Annotated in this window: 17 protein-coding genes; 11 read left to right on the top strand and 6 right to left on the bottom strand. The window is 69.2% G+C overall.

The genetic code is table 11. From position 1 onward, the window contains the following. Window positions 1–14: 14 nt before the first annotated feature. The 3 genes from SAVERM_RS16335 to SAVERM_RS16325 all read right to left on the bottom strand — a co-directional run bounded on the left by SAVERM_RS16335 (window position 15) and on the right by SAVERM_RS16325 (window position 3,994). Window positions 15–995, bottom strand: coding sequence for an ABC transporter permease (locus tag SAVERM_RS16335; protein WP_010984582.1), 981 nt, complete (start codon window positions 993–995; stop codon window positions 15–17). Between the two features lie 125 nt (window positions 996–1,120). Further along, window positions 1,121–2,884, bottom strand: a complete 1,764-nt coding sequence (locus tag SAVERM_RS16330; protein ID WP_010984581.1) for an ABC transporter substrate-binding protein — start codon at window positions 2,882–2,884, stop codon at window positions 1,121–1,123. 81 nt (window positions 2,885–2,965) lie between these two features. Next, window positions 2,966–3,994: an ABC transporter permease gene (locus SAVERM_RS16325; protein ID WP_171033185.1), complete on the bottom strand. Its 1,029-nt coding sequence runs from the start codon at window positions 3,992–3,994 to the stop codon at window positions 2,966–2,968. Window positions 3,995–4,449: 455 nt separating this feature from the next. Between SAVERM_RS16325 and SAVERM_RS16320 the strand changes: the two genes are divergently transcribed. Genes SAVERM_RS16320 through SAVERM_RS16300 form a run of 5 tightly spaced genes read left to right on the top strand, consistent with a single transcriptional unit; the run spans window position 4,450 to window position 10,089 of the window. Then, window positions 4,450–6,072, top strand: a complete 1,623-nt coding sequence (locus SAVERM_RS16320) for a peptide ABC transporter substrate-binding protein (RefSeq protein ID WP_010984579.1) — start codon at window positions 4,450–4,452, stop codon at window positions 6,070–6,072. Window positions 6,073–6,126: 54 nt separating this feature from the next. Beyond that, a complete protein-coding gene (locus tag SAVERM_RS16315) occupies window positions 6,127–7,050 on the top strand; it encodes an ABC transporter permease (RefSeq protein WP_010984578.1) in 924 nt (307 codons plus the stop codon). After that, on the top strand, window positions 7,043–8,020 hold the full coding sequence (locus tag SAVERM_RS16310; RefSeq protein ID WP_037645027.1) for an ABC transporter permease: 978 nt from the start codon (window positions 7,043–7,045) through the stop codon (window positions 8,018–8,020). Before SAVERM_RS16315 ends, SAVERM_RS16310 begins: the two co-directional genes overlap by 8 nt. A 7-nt stretch (window positions 8,021–8,027) precedes the next feature. Next, the gene (locus SAVERM_RS16305; protein WP_010984576.1) at window positions 8,028–9,011 is read left to right on the top strand and encodes an ABC transporter ATP-binding protein; all 984 of its coding nucleotides are present in this window, start codon (window positions 8,028–8,030) and stop codon (window positions 9,009–9,011) included. Further along, window positions 9,004–10,089, top strand: a complete 1,086-nt coding sequence (locus SAVERM_RS16300; RefSeq protein WP_010984575.1) for an ABC transporter ATP-binding protein — start codon at window positions 9,004–9,006, stop codon at window positions 10,087–10,089. Before SAVERM_RS16305 ends, SAVERM_RS16300 begins: the two co-directional genes overlap by 8 nt. Before the next feature lie 149 nt (window positions 10,090–10,238). Here the strand turns inward: SAVERM_RS16300 and SAVERM_RS16295 are convergent, their stop codons facing one another. Continuing rightward, entirely contained in the window at window positions 10,239–12,371 is a 2,133-nt protein-coding gene (locus SAVERM_RS16295; protein ID WP_010984574.1) for a S9 family peptidase, read from the bottom strand. Window positions 12,372–12,558: 187 nt separating this feature from the next. On the opposite strand from SAVERM_RS16295, the gene SAVERM_RS16290 reads away from it, so the two are divergent. Further along, on the top strand, window positions 12,559–12,753 hold the full coding sequence (locus SAVERM_RS16290) for a hypothetical protein (protein ID WP_010984573.1): 195 nt from the start codon (window positions 12,559–12,561) through the stop codon (window positions 12,751–12,753). 110 nt (window positions 12,754–12,863) lie between these two features. Here the strand turns inward: SAVERM_RS16290 and SAVERM_RS16285 are convergent, their stop codons facing one another. Continuing rightward, the gene (locus SAVERM_RS16285; RefSeq protein WP_010984572.1) at window positions 12,864–13,076 is read right to left on the bottom strand and encodes a DUF397 domain-containing protein; all 213 of its coding nucleotides are present in this window, start codon (window positions 13,074–13,076) and stop codon (window positions 12,864–12,866) included. Next, on the bottom strand, window positions 13,073–13,951 hold the full coding sequence (locus tag SAVERM_RS16280; RefSeq protein ID WP_037645030.1) for a helix-turn-helix domain-containing protein: 879 nt from the start codon (window positions 13,949–13,951) through the stop codon (window positions 13,073–13,075). The genes SAVERM_RS16285 and SAVERM_RS16280 overlap by 4 nt, the downstream gene beginning before the upstream one ends. Window positions 13,952–14,072: 121 nt before the next feature. On the opposite strand from SAVERM_RS16280, the gene SAVERM_RS16275 reads away from it, so the two are divergent. From SAVERM_RS16275 to SAVERM_RS42735, 5 genes are all read left to right on the top strand, one after another. Beyond that, window positions 14,073–14,567: an ATP-binding protein gene (locus SAVERM_RS16275; RefSeq protein WP_010984570.1), complete on the top strand. Its 495-nt coding sequence runs from the start codon at window positions 14,073–14,075 to the stop codon at window positions 14,565–14,567. A gap of 197 nt (window positions 14,568–14,764) precedes the next feature. Beyond that, window positions 14,765–15,661, top strand: a complete 897-nt coding sequence (locus tag SAVERM_RS16270) for a helix-turn-helix domain-containing protein (RefSeq protein WP_010984569.1) — start codon at window positions 14,765–14,767, stop codon at window positions 15,659–15,661. Window positions 15,662–15,820: 159 nt separating this feature from the next. Then, window positions 15,821–16,705, top strand: coding sequence for an N-acetyl-1-D-myo-inositol-2-amino-2-deoxy-alpha-D-glucopyranoside deacetylase (gene mshB / locus SAVERM_RS16265; protein WP_010984568.1), 885 nt, complete (start codon window positions 15,821–15,823; stop codon window positions 16,703–16,705). Further along, complete coding sequence (locus tag SAVERM_RS16260) at window positions 16,705–17,124, top strand: DUF6113 family protein (RefSeq protein ID WP_010984567.1); 420 nt, start codon at window positions 16,705–16,707, stop codon at window positions 17,122–17,124. Before mshB ends, SAVERM_RS16260 begins: the two co-directional genes overlap by 1 nt. Before the next feature lie 165 nt (window positions 17,125–17,289). After that, window positions 17,290–19,569 carry a peptidoglycan binding domain-containing protein gene (locus tag SAVERM_RS42735; protein WP_010984566.1) on the top strand — a complete coding sequence of 760 codons (2,280 nt, stop codon included), beginning with the start codon at window positions 17,290–17,292 and terminating at the stop codon, window positions 19,567–19,569. Window positions 19,570–19,649: the final 80 nt, after the last annotated feature.

Genomic DNA, 19,649 nt, shown 5'->3' with positions numbered 1-19,649 from the left:
GAGTGGGAGCGGGGTCAGGCGAGCCGGATCCGCGGGTCGATCAGGGCGTAGACGGCGTCCACGACGATGTTCGCGATCACCACGAAGGAGGCGGTGATCACCATGATGCCGAGCAGCATGGGCAGGTCGTTGTTGGTCACGGCCTTGATGGCGAGCATGCCGATGCCCTGGAGGCTGAAGGTCTTCTCGGTGATCATCGCGCCGCCGAGAAGGACGCCGAGGTCGATGCCGAAGATGGTGACGATCGGCCCCATCGCGCCGCGCCAGGCGAAGCGGAAGAAGACGTTTCGGCGGGACAGACCCTTGGCCCGGGCCGTGCGGACGTAGTCCTCGTTGAGCTGCTCGACCAGTTGGGAGCGCGTCATACGGGTGTAGTTCGCGGTCCAGATCAGCGACAGGACCAGCCAGGGAAGGAGCAGCCCGTTGGCCCAGGAGGCCGGGTTCTTGGTGAAGTCCGTGTACGACGGCTGGTCCAGGATCTGCCACTGGTACACGAAGCAGTAGAGGGCCAGGGTGCCGACGAAGTAGATCTGCATCGACGAGGCGACCAGCGACGCGCCGCTCGCGACCTTGTCGAGCGCCTTGCCCTGCTTGACGGCGGCGATCATGCCCGCGCCGATACCGCCGATGAGGAAGACGACGGACGAGCCGAGGGCGAGGGAGGCCGTGGTCGGGAACCGGTCCATGATCGTGCCGAGGACGGACTCGCGGTTGACGAACGAGTAGCCCAGGCACGGCGCGTCGCAGTGGCCGTAGGAGCCGTAGTCCCGGCCGAGGAAGATCCCGGTCAGCCAGTGCCAGTACTGGACCGGCAGCGAGTCCGTGATCCCCATGTTGTGGCGGATCACCTCGAGCGTCTCCGGGGTGCAGAGCTTGCCGCAGGCCAGCCGGGCCGGGTCGCGCGGCACAGCGTAGAAGAGCATGAACGTGATCGCGCTGATGACGACCAGCGTGATCACGGCGCCGAGGAGCCGGCGGGCGAGGAAGCGAAGCATGGGGAGTGGCTTTCCTGGGATGGGCCGTCGTGCGGAGCGTGGTCGGACCGGGAGGTACGAGGGGCCACGAAAGGCGGGCCGAAGGAGTGGGGCGGCCCCGGGCCGCCCCACTCCTCAGGTATGGATCAGGACTTGACGTACATCTTGTAGAGCATGCAGCCGTCGAAGTTCGGGTCCATCTTCACGTTGCCGAGCTTGGAGCCGTGGAGGTAGATGCGCTTCATGTACACATCGGGGATGAACGCGCCGATCTCCGTGACCTGCTTGTCCAGGGCCGCCCACATCTTGTTGGCCTTGGTCTGGTCGGTCTCGAGCGTCGCCGCCTTGATGGCGGCGTCGACGGCCGGGTCCTTGAGGTGCGAGTAGTTCTGACCCTGGTCGACGACGTTGGCGCTGTCGAACAGCGGCTGGAACACCGAGTAACCGGTCGGCCAGTCGGAGGACCAGCCACCCCAGTAGACGTCGAACGGGTTGTCCAGCTTGCCGATCTGGTCGTACCAGGTGGTGGAGTCGATGGCCTTGGTGACCACGTCGAAGCCCGCCGCCTTGAGGGCGTTCTCGATGACGACCGCGATCTTCGGCTGGACGTCGTCCTGCTGGTAGGCGTAGACGATCTTCTGCTTGGTCTTGCCGGCCTTGTCGAGGATCTTCTTCGCGGCCTTCGGGTCGCCCGCGGGGGTCTTCAGCTTGCCCCAGACGTCCTGCGACTCGTAGCCGGCCACGAGCGGGCTCATGATGCCGGTGGCGTAGTCGCCACGGTGGACGCCGCCCATGAGCTGACGGATCTGCGCGGTCGGCCACGCCTTGATCAGGGCCTCACGGACGGCCTTGTCCTTGACCCGGGTCGTGTTGATCCAGTAGACGCTGACACCGCTGCCGAGCTCCTCGAAGACGCGGTCCTTGGCCTCGGTCGTGGCCTTCTGGATGCGCTCCTGCGGGATCGTGCGCCAGCTGACGGCGTACTTGTCCTTGCCGGCGTCCGCGATCAGGCGGTCGACGGCCGTCAGCTGCTCGATGCCGAAGGTGAAGTCGAACTGGTCCGGGTAGGCGTTGCGGATCGGGTCGGTGTCCGCGTCCCAGTGCTCGTTGCGGACCAGGACCATCGACTTGTCCGTGACGTGGGACTTCACCCGGTAGGGACCGTTGGAGACCGGCTTCTTGTCGTAGTCCTCCTTGGTGTCCTTCTTCACCGGGGTCGGCGCGTAGGAGTGCATCGCGACCACGTAGTTGAAGTCGGGGCGCGCCTCGGAGAGGTGGAAGGTGATCGTCTTGCCGCTGGTCTCGATCGACTTCAGGTGCTTGCCCTTGTACGGGCCCGAGTACGACTTGCGGTAGTTCTGCGAGCCCGTCAGCCACGCCTGGACGTAGAAGGCGCCCTCGGTGATGTAGCTGGCGAAGGCGCGCTCGATGCCGTGGCGCACGTCGTCGACGGTGACGTCGGCGCCGTTCTCCCACTTGACGCCGTCCTTCAGGGTGAAGGACCAGGTCTTGCCGCCGTCGGACATCTTGCCCGTGTCGGTGGCGAGGTCGCCGACCAGGGTCATGGTGCCGTCATCGCCGACCTTGTAGCCGGTCAGGGTGCGGGAGAGGACGATCGCGGCGAGCGAGTTCCAGGCGTAGTAGATGCGCTGGGGGTCGAGGTGCGAGAAGTCGTCGTCGTTCAGCAGGTAGGCGGTGCCGCCCTTCTTCGCGCCGGGGACCTCGGGGGCCGGGCCCTTGGAGTCGGCCGCGGTGCCGATCTTGACCGTGGTCGTCTTGGCCTTGGCGGCGTCCTGCTTGCCGCCGCCGGAGCCGCCGCTGGAGTCACCGCTGCTGCACGCGGACAGCACCGAGCTCGACGCGGCGACAACGCCGGTGGCTATCAGGAAGTTTCTGCGCGAAAAAGACATCGCATCCTGCCTTGGAAGTGAGAGTGATGAGAGAAGCCCGGCACCTGGCGTCGTTGCCGTGGTCCTGAAAAGGGCCGGAGATCAGCGCTTGGTCTTCGGGTCGAGCGCGTCGCGCATCGAGTCGCCGAGGAGGTTGAACGCCAGGACGAAGATCACCATCGTGATGCCCGGGAAGAGCAGGTAGGTGATGTCGTCCTGGTAGACGTCGGCGGCGCGTCCGAGCATGACGCCCCAGTCCGGAGTCGTTTCCTTGACGCCGACTCCCAGGAAGGCGAGTCCCGCTTCCGTGGTGACCATGGTCGGCAGGAGCAGCGTTGCCTGGATCAGGATCGGGGTCCAGAGGTTGGGCAGCAGTTCCTTGAAGATGATTCGCGCCGGAGACGCCCCCGTGACCTTGGCGGCCTCGACGAACTCCCGCTCGCGCAGGGCCAGCACCTGGCCGCGCAGAAGACGGGCGATGGAGGCCCAGCCGAAGGCGGTGAGGACGCCGATGAGGGAGACCACGGTGAGCCAGGTCGGCGTGTTCTCGTCGGGTGCCACGAACAGGGCGAGCACGACGGGGGTGAAGGCGACGAAGAACAGCTGGGAGGGGAAGGCGAGCAGGATGTCGATGACCCGGCCGATGAACCAGTCGGACTTGCCGCCCACGTAGCCGGCGGTGACGCCCACCACGACGCCGATGATCATGACGAGGACGGTCACTGCCGCGGCGATGAGCAGCGAGTTGCGGATCCCGTAGATGAGGAAGGTGAAGACGTCACGCCCGAGGCCGGGTTCGAGGCCGAACCAGAAGTCGGAGCTGATGCCGCCGTTCGGCTTGATCGGGAAGCTGTTGTCACCCAGCAGTCCCGGGGTGTTGATGCCGTACGTCGTGGTCGGGTCCTTGCCGTACAGCGTGGCTATCAGCGGAGCGGCGATCGCGACCACGAAGAAGAAGATCACGACCAGCGCCGAGATGACGCCCGTGCGGTCCCGCTTGAAACGGAGCCAGGCGAGCTGTCCGGGGGACCGGCTCTCGTTGGCCTTGGGAGTGGGAGAAGTGATCGACTTCTCGACACTCTCGTCGGTCACCTCAAGCGGGGCAGCCGCAGATGGAGTTGGGGGGGTCATGGTGCTCCAGGCCCGATGCGGTCAAGGACTCCGCAGGGCGCTCCCTACGGGCTACGCCGGACTTTTTCAACGCAATTCATTCAAGGTCAATAAATTCTCGGTCGCCTTGGTTTTCTCTTTACCTTCTTTACCTCAACTTGACCGACCTGTAGCTACGCGTGTAGCGCGTTGTGACCTATCTGTGTCCTGAAATGGACCAACTACGCGAAACGGTCAATGAGTTCGATATGCGGACTGCCCTGTGTCGAAATGCGTACATCACGGGTGCTGTTTCCAACGGTTCGGCATCGAAGAGTAAAGATCCATTGCGTGGCCATCTGGAGATCATCTCCGCGGCTCCCCGGGTGCGTGCATCCGGATGGTGTACATGCCGAAAGGGCGGGGTGAATGCGCGGTACACGACTTATAGCCCGATATTGACGGGAAGGTACAGCGCACTCCGAGGAGGCACTCCCATGCGTGGAGCCACGCACGCCAAGTGGGCCGCATGCGCGGCGGCGGCAGCCCTCGCGGCGACCGCATGCGGGGGCGGCGGCGGTGGCAGCGCCCCCGGGGTCCTGAGTTCCTCCTGGGGAGACCCGCAGAACCCGCTGGAACCGGCCAACACCAATGAGGTGCAGGGCGGCAAGGTCCTCGACATGATCTTCCGCGGGCTGAAGCGGTACGACGCCAGGACCGGCGCGGCCCAGAACATGCTCGCCGACCGGATCGAGACCTCGGACTCGCAGAACTTCACCATCACCATCAAGGGCGGATGGAAGTTCAGCAACGGGGAGCCCGTCACGGCGAAGTCGTTCGTCGACGCCTGGAACTACGGCGCCGGCCTCGAGCACAACCAGAAGAACGCGTACTTCTTCGGGTACATCGACGGCTACGACAAGGTCCACCCCGAGGACGGCGGCACACAGACCGCGGACACGCTCTCCGGCCTCGCCGTCAAGAACGACAGGACCTTCACCGTCAGGCTCAGGCAGAAGTTCTCGACGTTCCCCGACACCCTCGGCTACGCGGCCTTCGCCCCGCTGCCCCAGGCGTTCTTCGACGACCACGCGGCCTGGGTGAAGAAGCCGGTCGGCAACGGCCCGTACCTCATCGACTCGTACACCAAGGGTTCGAAGATGTCCCTGCGGAAGTGGGCCGGCTATCCGGGTGACGACAAGGCCCGGAACGAGGGGGTGGACCTCCAGGTCTACACCGACAACAACACCGCCTACACCGACCTCATGGCCGGCAACCTCGACCTCGCCGACGACATCCCGGCCGCACAGCTGAAGAACGTGAAGAGCGACCTCGGCGGCCGGTACATCAACACCCCGGCCGGGATCATCCAGACCCTCGCCTTCCCGTTCTACGACAGCAAGTGGAACCAGAGCGGCTCGGACAAGGTCCGCAAGGGCCTGTCCATGGCGATCGACCGCGACCGGATCACCGGCACGATCTTCCAGAAGACCCGCACCCCGGCCGGCGACTGGACCTCGCCGGTGCTCGGCAAGGACGGCGGCTTCCAGGACGGGCTGTGCGGCGACTTCTGCACGTACGACCCGCAGCGGGCCAAGAAGATGATCGACGAGGGCGGCGGCCTGCCCGGCGGACAGGTCAAGATCTCGTACAACGCGGACAGCGGTTCGCACCGGGTGTGGGTCGACGCCGTGTGCAACTCCATCAACAACGCCCTCGGCAACGACAAGGCCTGCGTCGGCAACCCGGTCGGCACCTTCGCCGACTTCCGCAACCAGATCGGCCGGCACAAGATGCCGGGGCCGTTCCGGGCCGGCTGGCAGATGGACTACCCGCTGATCCAGAACTTCCTCCAGCCGCTCTACTACACGAACGCCTCCTCCAACGACGGCAAGTGGTCCGACAAGGACTTCGACAAGCTCGTCGACCGGGCGAACGCGGAGACCGACCGGGCCAAGGCCGTGCAGCTCTTCCAGCAGGCCGAGGGTGTCGTGCGCGACAACATGGCCGCCATCCCGCTCTGGTACCAGAACGGCAGCGCCGGCTACTCGGACCGCGTCTCCGACGTGGCGCTCAACCAGTTCAGCGTCCCCGTCTACAACGAGATCAAGGTCAGCTGAGCCGAGCGGCGGCGGGCACCCCGGGCGCCCGCACCCCCTACCTCCGGAGCCCCCATGGGACGGTACGTGATCCGGCGTCTGCTGCAGATGATCCCGGTCTTCATCGGCGCCACGCTGTTGATCTTCCTGATGGTGAACGTGATGGGCGACCCCATCGCGGGCCTGTGCGGCGACAAGCAGTGCGACCCCGCCACCGCCGCCCAGCTGAAGAAGGAGTTCGGCCTCGACAAGCCCGTGTGGCAGCAGTACCTGACGTACATGGGCCATGTCTTCACCGGCGACTTCGGCACCGCCTTCAACGGGCAGGAGGTCACCGAGCTGATGGCCGACGCCTTCCCGGTCACCATCCGGCTGACGCTCGTGGCCATCGTCTTCGAGATCGTCATCGGCATCGCGCTGGGCGTCGTCACCGGCCTGCGCCGCGGCCGGCCCGTCGACACGGGCGTCCTCCTGCTCACCCTCGTCGTCATCTCGGTGCCCACCTTCGTCACCGGCCTGCTGCTCCAGCTGCTGTTCGGCGTCGAGTGGGGCTGGATCAAACCGTCCGTCTCCCCGGACGCCGCCTTCGGCGAACTGATCGTCCCCGGCCTGGTCCTGGCCTCCGTCTCGCTCGCCTACGTCACCCGGCTCACCCGGACCTCCATCGCCGAGAACAAACGGTCCGACTACGTCCGCACGGCCGTCGCCAAGGGACTGCCCCGGCGCCGGGTGATCACGCGGCACCTGCTGCGCAACTCGCTGATCCCCGTGGTCACCTTCATCGGCACGGACATCGGCGCCCTCATGGGCGGCGCGATCGTCACCGAGCGGATCTTCAACATCCACGGCGTCGGCTTCCAGCTCTACCAGGGGATCCTGCGCCAGAACACCCAGACCGTCGTCGGCTTCGTGACCGTACTCGTCCTCGTCTTCCTGGTCGCCAACCTGCTGGTCGACCTGCTGTACGCCGTACTCGACCCGAGGATCCGCTATGCCTGAACCGAGGGAGCCGGAAGGCGCCATCGCCGCGACGGGCATGGGCGGCGCGATGGACCTCGCCACGAGCGAGGCGGCCACGCTGGAGAGGATTCCGGGCGGCCCCGAGGGCACGGGCCCGCAGGGCAAACCGCGCTCCCTGTGGTCCGACGCCTGGCGCGACCTGCGCCGCAACCCCGTCTTCATCATCTCCGCGCTCGTCATCCTCTTTCTGGTCTTCATCTCGGTCTGGCCCTCGCTGATCGCCCCAGGCAGCCCCCTCAAGTGCGACCTGGCCAAGGCCCAGGAGGGTCCCGCGCCCGGCCATCCCTTCGGATACGACGGCCAGGGCTGCAACGTCTACACACGCACCGTGTACGGGGCCCGGGTGTCGGTCACCGTCGGCGTCTGCGCCACGCTCGGCGTCGCGATCCTGGGCAGTGTCCTGGGCGGACTCGCCGGGTTCTTCGGCGGCGTCCCGGACTCGTTCCTCTCCCGGGTCACCGACGTCTTCTTCGCGATCCCCGTCGTCCTCGGCGGGCTCGTCCTCCTCTCCGTGGTGACCAGCAATACGGTCTGGCCGGTCGTCGGGTTCATGGTGCTGCTCGGCTGGCCGCAGATCTCCCGCATCGCACGCGGCTCCGTCATCACCGCCAAGCAGAACGACTACGTCCAGGCGGCGCGCGCCCTCGGCGCCTCCAACTCCCGGATGCTGCTGCGGCACATCGCGCCCAACGCGGTCGCGCCGGTCATCGTCGTGGCGACGATCGCGCTCGGTACCTACATCGCGCTGGAGGCGACCCTGTCGTACCTCGGTGTCGGGCTGAAGCCGCCGACGGTGAGCTGGGGCATCGACATCTCCGCGGCGTCCCCGTACATCCGTACGGCGCCGCACGCCCTGCTGTGGCCCGCCGGCGCCCTCGCGGTCACCGTGCTCGCGTTCATCATGCTCGGCGACGCGGTGCGCGACGCCCTCGACCCGAAGCTGAGGTGACCGGCGCATGCTGCTCGACGTACGCGACCTGCGGGTGGAGTTCCGGACCAGGGACGGGGTCGCCCAGGCCGTCAACGGGGTCGACTACGGCGTGGACGCCGGCGAGACCCTCGCCGTGCTCGGCGAATCCGGCTCCGGCAAGTCGGTGACCGCGCAGGCCGTGATGGGCATCCTCGACACGCCGCCCGGCAGGATCACCGGCGGGGAGATCCTCTTCCAGGGCCGGGACCTGCTCAAGCTGAAGGAGGAGGAGCGGCGGAGGATCCGCGGCGCCGAGATGGCGATGATCTTCCAGGACGCGCTCTCCTCGCTCAACCCCGTGCTGAGCGTGGGCGACCAGCTCGGCGAGATGTTCGTCGTGCACCGGGGCATGTCGAAGAAGGACGCGCGGGCCAAGGCGGTCGAACTCATGGACCGCGTCCGCATTCCGGCCGCCGCCGAGCGCGTACGCGACTATCCGCACCAGTTCTCCGGCGGCATGCGCCAGCGCATCATGATCGCCATGGCGCTCGCGCTGGAACCGGCGCTGATCATCGCCGACGAGCCGACCACCGCCCTCGACGTCACCGTGCAGGCCCAGGTGATGGATCTGCTGGCCGAGCTGCGGCGCGAGCTGAACATGGGGCTGATCCTCATCACCCACGACCTCGGCGTCGTCGCGGACGTCGCCGACCGCATCGCCGTGATGTACGCGGGCCGGATCGTGGAGTCGGCGCCGGTGCACGAGATCTACAAGGCGCCCGCGCACCCGTACACCAAGGGCCTGCTCGAATCCATCCCGCGCCTGGACCGCAAGGGCAAGGAGCTCTACGCCATCAAGGGCCTGCCGCCGAACCTCATGAACATCCCGCCGGGCTGCGCCTTCAACCCCCGCTGCCCGATGGCCCAGGACGTGTGCCGAACCGACGTGCCGCCGCTGTACGAGGTGGACGACGGGGGCGCGGCTCGGGGAAGCGCCTGTCACTTCTGGCGGGAGTGCCTGCATGGCTGAGCCGATTCTGGAGGTCAGCGGGCTCGTCAAGCACTACCCGCTCACCCGGGGCATCCTCTTCAGGAAACAGGTCGGTGCCGTCAAGGCGGTCGACGGGGTCGACTTCGCCCTCGGGCACGGCGAGACCCTCGGCATCGTCGGCGAGTCCGGCTGCGGCAAGTCGACGGTCGCCAAGATGCTGGTCAGCCTGGAGAAGCCGACCGAGGGGTCGATCAAGTACAAGGGCGAGGACGTCACCAGACTCTCCGGCAAGGCCCTGAAGGCCGTACGGCGCAACATCCAGATGGTCTTCCAGGACCCGTACACCTCCCTCAACCCCCGGATGACCGTGGGCGACATCATCGGAGAGCCGTACGAGATCCATCCCGAGGTGGCTCCCAAGGGGGACCGGCGCCGGCGGGTGCAGGACCTGCTGGACGTGGTCGGGCTCAACCCCGAGTACATCAACCGGTATCCGCACCAGTTCTCCGGCGGCCAGCGGCAACGCATCGGCATCGCCCGCGGGCTGGCGCTGCGCCCCGAGATCATCGTCGCGGACGAGCCGGTCTCCGCGCTCGACGTCTCCGTGCAGGCCCAGGTGATCAACCTGCTCGCCAAGCTCCAGGACGAGTTCCGGCTGAGCTACGTCTTCATCGCGCACGACCTGTCGATCGTGCGGCACATCTCCGACCGGGTCGGGGTCATGTATCTGGGGCGGATCGTGGAGACCGGCAAGGACGCCGAGATCTACGACCATCCGACGCATCCCTACACCCAGGCCCTGCTGTCCGCCGTGCCCGTGCCGGACCCCGAGGCGCGCGAGCACCGGGAGCGGATCATCCTCGTCGGCGATGTCCCGTCCCCGACGAACATCCCCTCCGGCTGCCGCTTTCGCACCCGCTGCTGGAAGGCGCAGGAGCGCTGCGCCCTCGAGGTGCCGCTCCTCGCGGTGCCCGCGGTGTTCCGGTTCACCTCAGGACCGGCCGCCCACGACTCGGCCTGTCACTTCGCGGAGACCGTCCCCATGAGGCACTCCGCGCCGGGGCGGGTGGTGCCGCCGGAACAAGATCCGGAACAAGATCCGGAACAGGGGGCATAACCCCGCAAACAACCGCGAATCTCGTTAACACGCAGGCAACTTGACTGACCCGATACCGATATACGGACGCGTCAGGCTGAACAGCGTACGGCCGTGCGGGTGCCGTAGACCGGCCGGGGCGCGCCATGTCGCCCCGGCCGGTCGCACGCTCAGGCCACGCCCAGCGAGCGCTTCAGGAAGTCCAGCTGGAGCAGCAGCAGGTTCTCGGCGACCGTCTCCTGCGGGGTCATGTGCGTCACCCCGGACAGCGGCAGCACCTCGTGCGGGCGGCCGGCGGCGAGCAGCGCCGAGGACAGCCGCAGGGAGTGTGCGACCACCACATTGTCGTCCGCCAGACCGTGGATGATCATCATCGGTCGGTGCGGCTCGGCCGCGTCCACCAGGCCCGCGTCGTCGATCACCGAGTTCCGCCGGTAGACCTCCGGCTGCCGCACCGGGTGCCCCAGATAGCGCTCCTGGTAGTGGGTGTCGTACAGCCGCAGATCGGTGACCGGGGCGCCCACCACGCCCGCGTGGAAGACGTCCGGACGGCGCAGCACCGCGAGCGCCGCCAGATAGCCGCCGTAGGACCAGCCGCGGATGCCGACGCGGGAGAGGTCGAGCGGGAAGTCGCCGGCCAGCGCGTGCAGCGCGTCGACCTGGTCCTGGAGGGTGATGGCCGCCAGGTCGTCCTTGACCGCCTTCTCCCAGGCCGGGGAGCGGCCCGGAGTGCCCCGGCCGTCCGCGACGACCACCGCGAAGCCCTGGTCGGCGAACCACTGCGAGGTGAGGTGCGGATTGTGCGCGGCCAGCACCCGCTGCCCGTGCGGGCCGCCGTAGGGGTCCATGAGGACCGGTAGGGGCGTGTCACCGGGGTAGTCCGATGGCATAAGCACGGCGCATGGGATTTTCCGTGCGCCCCCTCGTGTGAGCGTCACGCGCGGGGGCAAACCAGGATGTTCGGCATACGAGGGCACGGTCGCCGCCCGCTTGCCCTCGCGCAGCACCTGCACCTGAGTGCCCGGCTGGGCCGGCACCGCCGAGACGAGCACGGTCACGCCCCCGGCGCGCACCGCGGAGTGCACGCCGGGCTCCTGCGAGACCCGCTCCACGCCGAGCTCGTTGACGCGGTACACATGGACCTCGCCGATCTCGGGGGAGGGGGCGGCCTCGCCGGCCGACGCCGCGACCAGCACGTCGTCGGCCGTCACGTCGAGCACCGCCCGTACATGCAACTGCGGTCCTGTCAGCGGCCGTTCACCCACCGCGAGGACCCGCGCACCGCCCTCGTCGGCGATCCGTACGAGCTGTCCGGCGGGGCTCCAGCACGGCACACCGGGGAAAAGATCAAGCCATTGTCGATCTTCGTCGGCGTGCACCATCCGCGTCGTCCCGCTGTCCGGGTCCACGGCCAGGAACAGCTGGCTCAGCTGGTCCCGGGCCTGCACCAGAATGAGCGGCGCACCCGCCTCTGACCAGTGCACATGCGCCAGATAGGGGTACCGCGCCCGGTCCCAGACGACCTCGGTGCGCACCCCGTCGAGACCGATGACGAACAGTCGTACGTCCGCGTTGTCGGTGCCCGCCGCCGGGTAGGCGACCCGCTGCGGCTCCCGCTCGGGGTGCGCCGGATCCGAGATCCACCAGCGGCGTACGGGCGCGTCGTCGACCCGTGCGACGAGCAGCCGGTCGGAGTCCGGGGACCACCAGAAACCCCGCGAACGGCCCATCTCCTCGGCCGCGATGAACTCGGCGAGTCCATAGGAAACCGTCGCCGCGTCCGCCGCGGGCTCCGGCTCCGCGAGCGCCCGGTCGCCCTCGCCCTCGGCGCCGACGACCCGCAGGGCGCCCCCGGCGACGTACGCGATGTGCCGTCCGTCGGGGGCGGGGCGCGGGTCGATCACCGGTCCCGGGACCCGGAGTTCACGTGCCGTGCCGGCCCGCAGTTCGGCCGTGAAAAGCCGCCCTGACAACGCGAAAGAGGCCAACTCCAGCGCCGTGTCGGTGGCGTAGGCGACGATCCCGGCGCCGCCCTCGCGACTGCGTTCGCGGCGCGCCCGCTCCTGCGGCGACAGGCGCTCGGAGGCGCCCCCGAGCAGTGCGCCCGGGTCGGCCGCCAGGCGCTCCCGACCGTCCGGCAGATCGAGGACCCACAGCTTTTGCGCCCGGTCCGTGCCGGACCCGGAACGCAGGAACACCACTCGGGAACCGTCGGGGGCCACGGTGAACGCGCGTGGCGCGCCGAGCGTGAACCGCTGGGTGCGCGCCTGCCGGCGTGGGAAGGAGAGAGGCTCGGTCGTCATGCCCTGACCATATTGGCCATGCGCCCCCTTGTGCGGCTGTGCGCCGATCGATGCGCGCGTACGGATAGTTATGATCACTAGCGGTGGGTGGGTATCAACCTGCTGGCTGCTGTACGGATTTACCGAACCCCAAGTTCGACCCCCATGTCCGACCCCATGTCCCTGGGATCTTTGGAGGTGAGCCGCCGTGGCACTCTCGATTTCGGCGGTGGTGCTGCTGGCGATCATCGTCTTCATCCTGATCAAGAAGTCAGGGTTGAAGGCACCACACGCGATCGTGTGCGTTCTGTTCGGGTTCTATCTCGCGTCCTCGACCGTCGCCCCGACCATCAACGAGCTGACGACGAACATCGCGGGCATGATCGGGAGCATCAAGTTCTGATCGCGCGGGACGTGGGCTCCGAGAGGCAAGCGTGCGGAGCCCGCTCCTGTCCGTCCTGTTCCGGCCCTCCGTAGCGCCCGGCTCCATGAGCCATCTACGGGTCGGGTTCTTCAGCCTTCGGATGCGTACGGCACGAAGGCGGCCCAGGCCTTGGGTGAGAGCGCGAGACGGGGGCTGCTGTCGGCGTGCTTGGAGTCGCGGACGTGGATGGTGCCGGGGGTGGTGGCGATCTCGACGCAGGAGTCGCCGTCGGGGCCGTCGCTGTAGCTGCTCTTGAACCACGCCAGCTCGGATGTATCTCCGGCGGAACCGTTGTGGATCATGTTTCTCCCAGCAGTTGCTCGATGAAGGCCAGCGACTCCCGAGGCGGGAGTGCCTGGGCCCGGATGGTGCCATACCGCAGCTCAAGGATCCGAAGCTGTTTCGGATCTGAGATCGGTCGGCCGTTGTACGCGCCATCGGAACGGCCCACTGCTGTGCCGTCCGAGAACTTCAGCACCTCGATCCTTCCGCTCAGTCCGGGGTGGGCCTCGGAGTTCGTCGGCATCACCTGAAGTGTGACGTTGCGCAACTGCCCTACCTCCAGCAGATGTTCGAGCTGCTGACGCCACACCATTGTGCCTCCGACCGGCCGACGCAACGTTGCCTCTTCCTGAACGAAGCTAAGGGCGGGGGCAGGCGACCGCTCGAAGATCGCTTTCCGGGCCATTCGGGCGGCCATGCGCCGCTCCGCCTCCTCCGGTGAGTAGGCAGGCTGCCAGACCTCGAACAGTGCCCGCGCATGCTCGGGCGTCTGCAACAACCCGTGCAGGCTGAGCCCGACATACACCCCGAGCTCGACCGCCTGCGCCTCCAACTTGGCGATCTCGCGGACGTTCTTCGGGTACCGGACCTTCTTCACGTCCTCCTTCATTGCCGAGAGCAACCCACCCGCCCCCAACAGCTCGTCCGCCCTGTCCAGGAACTCCGGCCGGGGAATCCGCTTCCCGCTCTCGATCTTGTAGACCATGTCCTCGCCGTAACCGACCGCCGTCCCGAAGTCGGCGGCGCGCATCCCCAGGGCCTCCCGCCGCAGCTTCAGCTGCCGTCCCACCGTCTCCACGACGGCGACGCCCCACTCGTCGTCCGGGTCCACCTCCCAACCCGGCTCGTCCGCCTCCTCCTTGAGCTGGACCGCCTTGCCGTTCACCTGCGTCATCCCGCACCCCTCCGTCACCCGAACCGACAGCCCCGACACGACCGGACAACAACCGGACAGTCACCGTACGCAACGGCTCCATCACTGTTCACGGTAGGCGCGGACGGCCACTCTGAGTGACGTGATCCAGAAAACAGCCGCTCCCGAGGCCCGACTCGACCACCCCATCCGCAACTTCAGCGTGCAACTGTCACCCACGCCACGCGGAGCCCGCCTCGCCCGCCTGCTCGCCACCGAGCAGCTCCGCTCTTGGGAACTCCCGTTGGACCCGGCACGCCAACTCGTCGCCGAACTGGCTGCCAACGCGGCCACGCACAGCCGTGTCCCTGGCCGGGACTTCAGGCTCACCCTCTACGTCGTCGGTGACACCCTGCGTATCGAGGTGACCGACACCTGCGGCGACCTCCTGCCCCGCCCCCAAGACCCCACCTCCGACGCCGAGTCGGGCCGAGGCCTCGTCCTCGTCGAGGCGTTCGCCGATCGATGGGGCGTCGCTCAGGGACCGTGCCCGCGCAAGACGGTCTGGGCGGAACTGAACCTCGTACCCCTGGCACCGGACCCCGCCCGCACGTGCTCCGGTGCCAGGGGCGCTCTTCCCAAAGAACTACAAGGGTGAAAGAACCCCCACCAAGCCCCACCCCTCCCGCCCGCGGCACACAGTCACCCGCCCGAGTGAACGTCACCAACTCGGCTGGATTCCAAGCTGGTTGCCTGTCCTACGCTCAGCGCAACAACCGCAGACATGCGACGGCCCCCGCCGGGACGCCAATCCCAGTGCGAGGGCCTGACCACCGAGGAAGTTAGGGCTTCCTGATGGATACGCGAGACCTTAGCGTGCCCCCGCACGCCCAGTCCCGGCCTCCCGCCGACAAACACCCGAACCGGCGGCACTCCCGCACCGGAGACTCCGGCCACGGCGGCCTCACTCACGACAACGCCCGCCACACCACCCGCTTCACGGTGATCGGCAACCACCTGGCCCAGCACCCGGAGCTGTCGGGCCTCGCCATCGGGCTGGCCGTCTACATCCAGTCCCTCCCCGCAGGCGCCCGTGTCGACATCAAGACCCTCGCCGCCCGCTTCCCCGAAGGCGTGACCCGTATCGCCGCAGCTCTGCGCGAGCTGGAGGCCCACGGCTACCTGCGCCGCGAACGTCAACGCATCCCCGGCGGCCGCATCGTCACCCGCACGATCTCCTGCAACCAGCCGGGACGTCGTAGCGAGGGCGAGCCCGTCTGCTCCGCCCCCGCCCGGCCGGTGGCGGCCCCAGAGAGGCGCGAGAAGCGCGCACCCAAGCCCCTCCCCGCCGTACCGCACCCCGCCCAGCCGGCCCCCGCCCTCCTCCAGGCCGCCACGGCCCTCCTCGCAGGCCTCCGCCGCCACGACCCCCGCCTGCTCCTGTCCGCCTGCGACACGGCCCACCTCGTCCCCGGCGTCGCCGCGTGGCTGGAGCGCGACGTGAGCCCCGGCGCCGTACGGCACGCACTCACCAGCGACCTGCCCCCCGAAGGACCGCGGCGCCCGGCCGCCCTCCTCGCCCACCGCCTCGCCGCCCATCTGCCACCCCCGCCCCCGTTCGGCGTGCCTGCACCTCCGCCCCCGGCCGTCCGGAGCCCGCTCCAGACCTGTGACGGCTGCGACCGCGCCTTCCGCGCCCCTGACCCCGGTCTCTGCCGGGACTGCCGATCCGATCTCCGGACGGCCGCCTGATGCGGAGCTCCCGCACCCGTGTCCCGCTCCGCCACCGATACGCCGACCGGGGCACTCACGGGAGGACACCATGAGCACTCGGGCCGATCACGTGCTCGACGACGAGATGACAGCAGGCCGCGAGGCAAGTGAGGGGGAGACCCCTCGTAGGGTGGGTCCATGAAGGATCTGCCCGACCGGCGTCTGCTCCTGGTGCACGCGCACCCGGACGACGAGTCGATCAACAACGGCGCGACCATGGCCAGGTATGCGGCCGAGGGCGCCCAGGTGACGCTGGTGACCTGCACCCTCGGCGAGGAGGGCGAGGTCATCCCGCCAGCTCTCGCCCACCTCACGCCCGACCGGGACGACGCGCTGGGCCCGTACCGCGTCGGCGAGCTGGCCGCCGCCATGAAGGAACTCGGGGTCACCGACCACCGGTTCCTCGGCGGCCCCGGCCGCTACCGCGACTCCGGGATGATGGGCGGCGAGCAGAACCACCGCGCGGGCGCCTTCTGGGCCGCCGACCTCGACGAGGCCGCCGGGCACCTGGTGGCCGTCGTACGCGAGGTACGCCCCCAGGTCCTCGTCACCTACGACCCGGACGGCGGCTACGGCCACCCGGACCACATCCAGGCCCACCGCGTCGCCGTGCGTGCCGCCGAGCTGGCAGCGGACCCCGCCTTCCGTCCGGAGCTTGGCACGCCCTGGGAGATCGCCAAGGTCTACTGGAACCGGGTGCCCCGGCCGGTGGCCGAGGAGGGGTTCGCGCGGCTGCGCCTCGCTCTTCCCGGGACCCGTTTCGCCAAGTCCGCGGCGGTCGACGACGTACCCGGCGTGGTCGACGAATCGGTGATCACCACGGAGATCGACGGCACGCCCTTCGCCGCCGCCAAGGCCGCCGCGATGCGGGCGCACGCCACACAGGTCGAGGTCGACGGGCCGTGGTTCGCGCTCTCCAACGAACTCGCGCAGCCGCTCTTCACCACGGAGTACTACGAGTTGGTGCGCGGCGAGCGCGGCTCACCGCGCGAGACGGACCTGTTCGAAGGGGTGGCCCCGTGATGAGTACGACGGGCAGACAGCAGAGCGCGCTCGCGCAACCGGTGACGTTGCCCTCGGCCGGCCGGGCAGCCGCCTACCTGGGCCTCTTCCTGCTCGGCGTACTGGTCGGCCTGGCCGGGGCACTGGTGCAAGCCGCCTGGTTCCCCGGCGGGTTGCTGCTCGCGCTGGCCGGCGCGGCCGGGCTCCATCTGGGCGGGTCCTACGTGATCGGGTCCCGCGCGGGGGCCGTCGCGCCCGCCGCCGGATGGATGGTCGCCGTCGTGCTGCTCACCGCCAGCCGTCCGGAAGGGGACTTCCTGTTCGGCGCGGGAGTCGTCTCCTATCTCTTCCTGCTCGGCGGCATGGCCGTGGCTGTGATGTGCGCCACCCTTGCTCAAGGGCGGCAACCGGGCGGCGACCGCGTCCGACTTGGCAAATGACGTACCACTTCGCCGTATCCGCCGCGTGTCGGTCCCGTGGGGGTTTCCTCGACGGCCGAGGTTTGCGGGCCGGATATGGCCAGTATGGTGGTGCGCGCCGCCGAGCCGCCCGAGATGAGGTCGAGTCGAGTACACGGGCGGCGGAGCCAACCGGGAGAACCTGCCTTGAGTCGTGAAACTGACAGTTCGTCCGCCGGACCCAACGGCCGCGGCGGAGCCGCGTACCCGTCCGGGACGCCGCCGTACGGGACCCCCATGGCTTCCGAAGACGGTGTCGATGCGGGCCGTCCGGCCGCAAAGTCCGACGAACGCAAGACCGAGACCACGCTGACGACCCGGATCCGGATCAACATCCCCGGATCGCGGCCCATCCCGCCGGTCGTCATGCGCACGCCCGTCGTGGACGCCGAGGCCGCCGAGGACGCCCCGGCCGCCGAGGCCCCGGCGCCGGGCCCCGTGAGCGCGATCAGCACCTACGACGTTCCCGCCGAGGCCTCCGCGCCGCCCGGGCCGGCCGCGCCCGCCGGGCCTGCCGCGCCGGCCGAGGAGAAGACCAGCGACTGGTTCGCGCCGCGCAAGTCCGGTGCCCCCAAGGGGCAGCCGGGCGGCGGGTCGACCAACGGCGCCGGTCTCCCCACGGGTTCGGGTGCGCAGGGCGCGCCCGGCCAGGGAGCGCCGGGCGGCGGCGGTCCGCGGCCGGGTGCTGCGGGCGGTCCGGGAGCCGGCGGTCCGCGTCCGGGTGCGTCAGGACCGCGCCCCGGCGGTGCGGGTGGTTCCGGACCTCTGGGTGCCCGCCCGAACGGGCCTGTCCCGGGCGGCCAGGGCGGCCAGGGCGGTACGAACGGTGCCGGGCTGCCCGGTGCCACCGGTGCCGGACCCGTCGCGCCCGGCCACGGCGGCGGCACCGGCTCCTTCGACGTGTCCGAGGCGGTCGCGGCCACCACGGGCTCCTTCCCCCTCCCCGTTGTCGGCTCCGACAACGGCGCGGAACCGCGCCGCGACAACCTGCCGTACTTCTCCGAGAACGACCGGCGCGGCCCCTCCGGCCCGACCGGCGGTCCCGTCACCGGCGACGGCCCGGCCGTGCCGCCCAGGGGACCCGGCGGCCCCGGTCTCGGCGCCCCGGGGATGTCGAGCCCGGGCGGCCCCGGCCTCACCGCTCCCGGCACCGGGCCCCGCGGCCCCGTCGGACCCGGCGCCCCGAGCACCCCCGGAGCCCCTGGCGGCCCCGGCCGTAGCGGCGGTCTCAGCGACGACACCGCGATCCTCACCCCGCAGCGCTTTGCGCCCGACCCGGATATGCCCGGCTACGGCGGCCCCGGCGACAACGTCTCCGGGCACACCGTGACCAGCGGCATCCCCGTGGTGCCGTCCGGCGGCCAGAACTCGCCGTTCGGACCGGGCGCGCACACCGACGGACCGGTGCCGCACACCCCGCCGAAGCTGCCCGCTCCGTCCGAGCCGAAGACGGCCACCTCCTCGAAGCCGGCCAAGAAGAAGGGCCGCAGCAAGCTGGTCCTGCTGGGCGTCGGCGTGGTCTTCATCGGCGGTGTCGTCTACGGCGCCGGGCTGCTGATGAACCACTCGGACGTGCCGAAGGGCACCACCGTGCTCGGCGTCGACATCGGCGGCGGCACCCGCGACGAGGCCGTCAAGAAGCTCGACGACGCCCTGGGGGGCCGTACGGGCAAGGCGCTCAAGCTGTCGGTCGACGGCGACACCGTCTCCCTCAAGCCGGACCAGGCGGGCCTCCAGCTGGACAGCAAGGCCACCGTCAGCGCCGCCGCGAACAGCGACTACAACCCGGTGTCGGTGATCGGCTCGCTCTTCGGACAGCAGCGTGTCATCGAGCCCGTGATGCCCGTCGACGAGGAGAAGCTGCAGGCCGCCCTGGAGCGCGCCGCGGGCGGCGCCGGCTCGGCGAGCGACGGCACCATCAAGTTCACGTCCGGCAAGGCCGTCGCCGTGTACGGCAAGGCGGGCAAGGGCATCGACGTCGCCCAGGCCACGAAGGCCGTCGAACAGGCGTACCGCACACAGGTGGAGAGCGACACCAGCACGCCCGTGAAGGTGCCCACGACCACCAAACAGCCGACGGTCTCGAACGCCGAGGTCGACCGGATGATGAAGAAGTTCGCGAAGCCGGCGATGTCCGCCAACGTGACGGTGCAGACGGACGCCGCCCACGCGATCGCGTTCAGCCCGCAGAACTCCCTGTGGAAGTTCCTCGGCGTGAAGGCCGTGAACGGCAAGCTCGTCGAGGCGTACGACAGGGCGGCGCTGAAGAGCCTCTACGGCAACACGTTCGACGGCGTCCTCGTCACCCGCGGCACCGGCAAGAAGACGGCGGTGACGGTGGAGGACGTGATCAGCGCGCTGCGTCCGGCCCTGCTCACCACGAACGGCGCCGCGCGGACCGCGGTCATCGACACGGACCCGAGCTAGTCCGTACGCGACCAGGGGCATCCGGCGACGACCGGGTGCCCCTTCGTCGTACCCGGGGCATCCGGCGACGGCAGGGTGCC

It is taken from the genome of Streptomyces avermitilis MA-4680 = NBRC 14893, from assembly GCF_000009765.2.
In the GTDB taxonomy this organism is placed as follows: Bacteria; Actinomycetota; Actinomycetes; order Streptomycetales; family Streptomycetaceae; genus Streptomyces; species Streptomyces avermitilis.
The sequence above is the reverse complement of the archived record's forward strand: the minus strand, read 5'-3'. Positions and strand labels throughout refer to the sequence as shown.